General features: G+C 60.5%; 4 protein-coding genes and 1 pseudogene. 3 read left to right on the top strand and 2 right to left on the bottom strand.

Features of this window, described 5'->3' with window-relative positions:
- Positions 1 to 777, top strand: a 777-nt coding sequence (locus tag EN943_RS35060) for a VOC family protein (RefSeq protein WP_127416386.1), incomplete at its 5' end; no start/stop codon positions are given.
- 112 nt (positions 778 to 889) lie between these two features.
- On the opposite strand, the gene EN943_RS35055 is transcribed toward EN943_RS35060, so the two are convergent.
- Positions 890 to 1,672 (bottom strand): TetR/AcrR family transcriptional regulator, encoded by a 783-nt coding sequence (locus EN943_RS35055; protein ID WP_127416385.1) that lies wholly within the window; start codon positions 1,670 to 1,672, stop codon positions 890 to 892.
- Between the two features lie 262 nt (positions 1,673 to 1,934).
- Here EN943_RS35055 and EN943_RS35050 point away from each other — a divergent pair, with 262 nt between their 5' ends.
- Entirely contained in the window at positions 1,935 to 2,576 is a 642-nt protein-coding gene (locus EN943_RS35050) for a nuclear transport factor 2 family protein (RefSeq protein ID WP_127416384.1), read from the top strand.
- A 98-nt stretch (positions 2,577 to 2,674) separates the two neighbouring features.
- Here the strand turns inward: EN943_RS35050 and EN943_RS35045 are convergent.
- A pseudogene (locus tag EN943_RS35045) lies at positions 2,675 to 3,439 on the bottom strand (IS5 family transposase).
- A gap of 101 nt (positions 3,440 to 3,540) precedes the next feature.
- Here EN943_RS35045 and EN943_RS35040 point away from each other — a divergent pair.
- Positions 3,541 to 4,236, top strand: coding sequence for a hypothetical protein (locus EN943_RS35040; protein ID WP_127416383.1), 696 nt, complete (start codon positions 3,541 to 3,543; stop codon positions 4,234 to 4,236).
- Positions 4,237 to 4,739: the final 503 nt, after the last annotated feature.

Genomic DNA, 4,739 nt, shown 5'->3' with positions numbered 1-4,739 from the left:
GAAATCCTGGTGGTCAAAAGTGAAACGCCCGGCTTGGTCAGCCTTGCCTATGAACTCAATCCCGGAACCGATGTGACGGTCTTCGCCGGCGACCTGCGGACCGCCGGCTTCAACCCCAAACTCAAATCATCGCCATACCCCGGTATCGCGCGCCTGCTGGCTATCGAGACGCCCTGCGGCCACCGCTTGGAGTTCCTCGAAACAGAGGAAGGGCTGGCGGCCGCGTTCAGTGGTGCCGGACGCAGGGAGGCTGGCGTCGCGCCGATACGGCTCGGCCACGCCGCCATCACGTCATCGAAGGCCGCCGAACTGATCGCGTTCCACCGCGACGTGTTGGGTTTCTGGGAAACCGACTGGATCGGCGACGTCGCGACTTTTCTGACCTGCAATTGCGACCATCACGTCATCAATATCGTCAATACGCCCGCGCATGGTGCGCATCACATCGCCTTTCAACTGCGCGATGCCGGCCACCATGCACAGGCCGGCGACCGCCTGCGCGCTGCCGGCATCCGCACCGAATGGGGACCGACGCGTCATACGGCCGGGCACAACATCGCAGCCTATCATTTCGACCCCGACCGGACCATGATCGAGCTCTATGCGGAGATGGACGTGTTCATCCCCGAGGCAGGCGCGTGCCAACCCCGCCCCTGGCACGAACATGTCCCAATGAAGCCGAAGCGATGGGGCCTCGATGAACTGAGCGCCTGGGGCGTCGACTTCAGGTTCGACCTCGCGAAGGGAGAGCAGCCTCCTAGAGCCACGCGCTTTTAGTGGGAAGCAGATGCCGCCGCCTCATCCCCAAACCCGCGGACCAAATGCCGCGTCAGCGGCTTCGTTCAAGCCATCGATTCCAATTTCAGGATCGACGCTTTAGCGCGGCACATCACGTACCGGCGCCGGCCGCGCGCCGCTTTTTCGGCCGGGCCGGCTCACGGGCTGCTGTCGCGCCCCGCGCAGTCGCGAAGTTATCGACCAGCGCATCGAGCCCTAGTGTGAAGGCCTCGTCGGTCTGAATCGTGGCAAACTCCTCGAGCGCATGGGCGAGGCCCGGATAGCGGTCTCCACGATATTGCTGAACCTTGGCACGGAGGAACGTCTCATGCGCCACGGGGCCTAGCCCCGCGGCATCGCTGTTGGAACTGACCAGGCAATGCAGCGCGATCGCATGATAGAACAGCGCCGTCTGGCGCGACGAGAAGCCGGCGCGGCGGAACATGTCGAAAGCGAAATCGAGATAGATCACGCCATAGTCGATCTCGTCGGGCGCCACCTTCTGGAAGATCCGGTAACGGGCGTGCGCCATCACATGCTGCGCGATGCCGACATGCCGGCGCTGGAAATTCATCAAAGTCCTGGCCAGATGCCCGATGTTCTCGCGCCAGCTTCCGTTCGGCGTGCTGACGGTGAGCTCGACATAAAGGTTCTTGTAGAACCGGTTGAGAATCGCCGAGGTCAGGTCATCCTTCGTGCCCACGTGATAATGCAGCGAGCCGGCCACCACCCCCAGCCGCCGCGCCACCTGCACGATCGACAATTCGTCCAGAGACACGGTCTTGGTGAACTCGTAGGCCGTGTCAATGATGAGGTCGCGCGTCACGACATCGGCGACCGCGGGACGGCCGCGCCCGCGCTTCTTCGTCGTCTCGCTAGGCGCCGCCATCGTCATGCGTGCAATCAATTATCCGCTTTTCCGGGCCTTCGCAACACGGGCCCGCCCAAGAATGTATCGCACGCTAAAGGCGCGCGCGAAACCACGCATGCCGGGTTCGTGACAGTAAGCGCCAGAACAGAACGGGCTCAAGCCCGCACAATCGATCAGCTGAGCGGCCCGATTTTTATTGACATACCGTCAATAAAGTAATGTTATGTTACGACTTGCTGCGGGTAGATGCGGCCCCCCTTTCCCGTACTCCTCCAAGAAGGTTGACATGGATGTTCCCCGCCCACCGGTTGCCGCCGACGCTTTGCAACTGGCCGATCATCTGCATATCCGCGCCGTCATCGACAACTGGGCGATTTGGCGGGATTCGGCGCAGTGGGACAGGCTGCTGGGCACATGGCATGAAGGCGGTCGTATCGTGACGACGTGGTTCCAGGGTTCGGCCGAGCAGTTTGTCGCGCTATGCCGGGCCTCCTGGGAAGCCGGAGTTGTGGGTCATCATGTCCAGGGTAGCGCGTCGGTCGATGTCAGCTGCGATCGAGCCGTAGCGCAGACACGGCTGCTGTTGTGCGTGCGCGGAGTCGTCCATGGTATCGAATGCGACAGCACCTGCACTGCACGCTTCTATGACTTCTTCGAGAACCGGGCTGGACGGTGGGGGCTCGTGATGCGGCAGCCGATCTACGAGAAAGATCGCATGGACCCCGTCAGCCCCTCGGACCGCCTGGTGCTCGATGCTGCGCTTCTTGCCCGTTACCCGGTTGGCTACAGGCATCTCGCCTACATGCAGGCGACGTCGGGACTGACAGTCATGGAGGGACTGCCCGGCCTTCGCGGCCCGGCAACGGACAGCGTCTACGCGGCAGGAGCAACATGGCTTGGCGGCGGCGCGTTGACCATCGGTCAATGATTGGCCCAGACACCGGCCGCAACGGCATGTCGGCCCGCCAGCCGCCGCCAAACCTAAGATTCCGTTTGGGGAATGGTTCAATGGCTGATTCTGCGCATCTAAAGACTGCCCACGGCGACTTGGATCATGGCTTCGCAGACATCGATGCGTCGTTCGTAGTCGCGTACGAGGCGGTGCCAGCCTGTAAGCTAGCCGAAGGTTCGCTCGACGAGCCAACGGCTGGGCAACACTATGCCGAGCTCGGCATCGATGCGAGGCACCACTTCAATGACGAAGTCGAGGAAAGCGCCCTTGTCCAGCACTTGCCGGCGATCGTAGGCGCCGTTGGCAAAAAGACGCTTGATCCATGGACAGCGCTTGCCGATGGCCTTGAGGACCATCTGCGCGCCGGCGCTGCGGGAGATGTCGGCCGGCGTGAGATTGACCATCAGCAGCCGCCCATCAGTGTCGACCGCGATGTGGCGATTGCGCTCGACCTTCTTCTTGGCCGCATCATAGCCTCGCTCAACGCCCGGCGCAGGTGCCTTGACGGTGTGGCTGTTGATAAGGCCGGCGCTCAGGCTGGCTTAGCGCCCGGCCCGCTCGCGATCGAGCATCAGCGCGATGTGGTGGATCGTGCGAAACAACCTCAGCCTTACAAAGTGCCGGACCCACCAGTAGAACGTCTGCCAGGGCGGAAAGTCCTTCGGAAGCTTCCGCCAGCCACCGCTCGTGCGCGTCATATCGCGGATCGCGTTGAGAACCTCGCGCAGGTCAATGCTCGGCCTACAGCCCCGCCTGGCCGGCTTCGGCAGCAGCGGTGCAATCCGCTCCCATTCCTTATCTGTGAGACCGGTCCGATAACGCTTCGTCTTCCGCTCAATCGGGCCAGCCGTCTTTTGTGTCCACTCACATAGCCCACGATCGCAATTCTATCGCGTAGGGAATCAAGCGAATCTCTTACGCGGCAAGGGGGGAGCCACACATGACTAAATCTCTTAGTTTTGGAAATGAATCTCGCCAGGACGAACTCTCAAGCTTGGTTGCAAAAGAAATCCAGCGCGTTCTGGCGCAATACGATGAGGTTAAGGAACGCAATTCAATCTCATCGAGCATGGGGAAGGGCAAGGTCGCTGCTGCCGATTTGCTTTCTGCAATATGCCAACAGGCAATTCATGACGATTTGAGCGCCTTGGCCTCCGAATTTGTTCACAGGCTCGCAGCCGAAGCAGCGCGACGTTTCGATGCCAGCGCCCCTAAGGCGACTCCCCCCACGGCGCGTACCGAGGGCGGGCCTAGCTGCGCTGTTCCAAAAGCGCGAGATCAGCAACGCGATTGCATACGCATTGAAGACTGGGCTGGTCAGGTTGCGGGGCCAACATATCTGGAAGAACACTTCGGCATACCACGATCGACACTGCACTGGTGGCAGCGGCACAACGACGTAGTGGCATTGCGGAAAGGTGCGCGCAAGCATGTGTTCCCCTTGGCTCAGTTCATCGATGGCAGGCCTGCGCCGGGGATACGACAAGTGCTGTCCTTGATCGCCAATCCCAGACCGGCCTGGCTTTGGCTGATCCGCCCTTCACCTCTTCTCGATGGTCGCGTTCCAATAGAGATGCTCAGACAAGATTTGGCCGAAGAAGTGGTTTTGGCCGCACGAGATTTTTCCTCGAGATAAAGCGGACCTGCCGAAAACAACTGGAAACCAGTGCACCGGCAATCGGTGGCAGCGGCGCCAGGCCGGGCAGACTCGCGCGCACCACTCCGTGTTGAGTGGTGTATCTCGCGGCTTACATCCAATTGTACAAATTGTTCTATTTGTATAACTCGTGCCATTAGTCCAATATATACTTGTGAATAAGTGACATAACTGCAACTGGTACTGTTGATAACGCGACATCATGCGATGGATGTATTGAATAATTCAACGCGACCGGTAGCGTCAAACTGCGAGGGAGCAGCGCGACGCGCATGGTTCTCGATCGTGGGGAATGGGGAGGGGATGCTGTCTTTCAGCAAAGATGCCCTAGCCCTTAATCTTTTGAGTGGAGATCAAAATGAACATCAAGAGCCTTCTTCTCGGCTCCGCTGCGGCTTTGGCCGCGGTCACCGGCGCGCGCGCCGCAGACGCGGTCGTCGTCGCCGAGCCCGAACCGGCCGAATACGTCAAGATCTGCGACG

The organism is Mesorhizobium sp. M7A.F.Ca.US.006.01.1.1 (assembly GCF_003997935.1).
Lineage (GTDB): Bacteria > Pseudomonadota > Alphaproteobacteria > Rhizobiales > Rhizobiaceae > Mesorhizobium.
Note: the sequence above shows the minus strand (reverse complement) of the source record. Positions and strands in the feature narration are given on the sequence as shown.

What these genes read in the sequence shown, in the direction of transcription:
- EN943_RS35040 (WP_127416383.1), top strand. Translation starts at nt 3,541, where the DNA reads ATGACTAAATCTCTTAGTTTTGGAAATGAATCTCGCCAGGACGAACTC.
- EN943_RS35050 (WP_127416384.1), top strand. Translation starts at nt 1,935, where the DNA reads ATGGATGTTCCCCGCCCACCGGTTGCCGCCGACGCTTTGCAACTGGCC.
- EN943_RS35055 (WP_127416385.1), bottom strand. Translation starts at nt 1,672, where the DNA reads ATGACGATGGCGGCGCCTAGCGAGACGACGAAGAAGCGCGGGCGCGGC.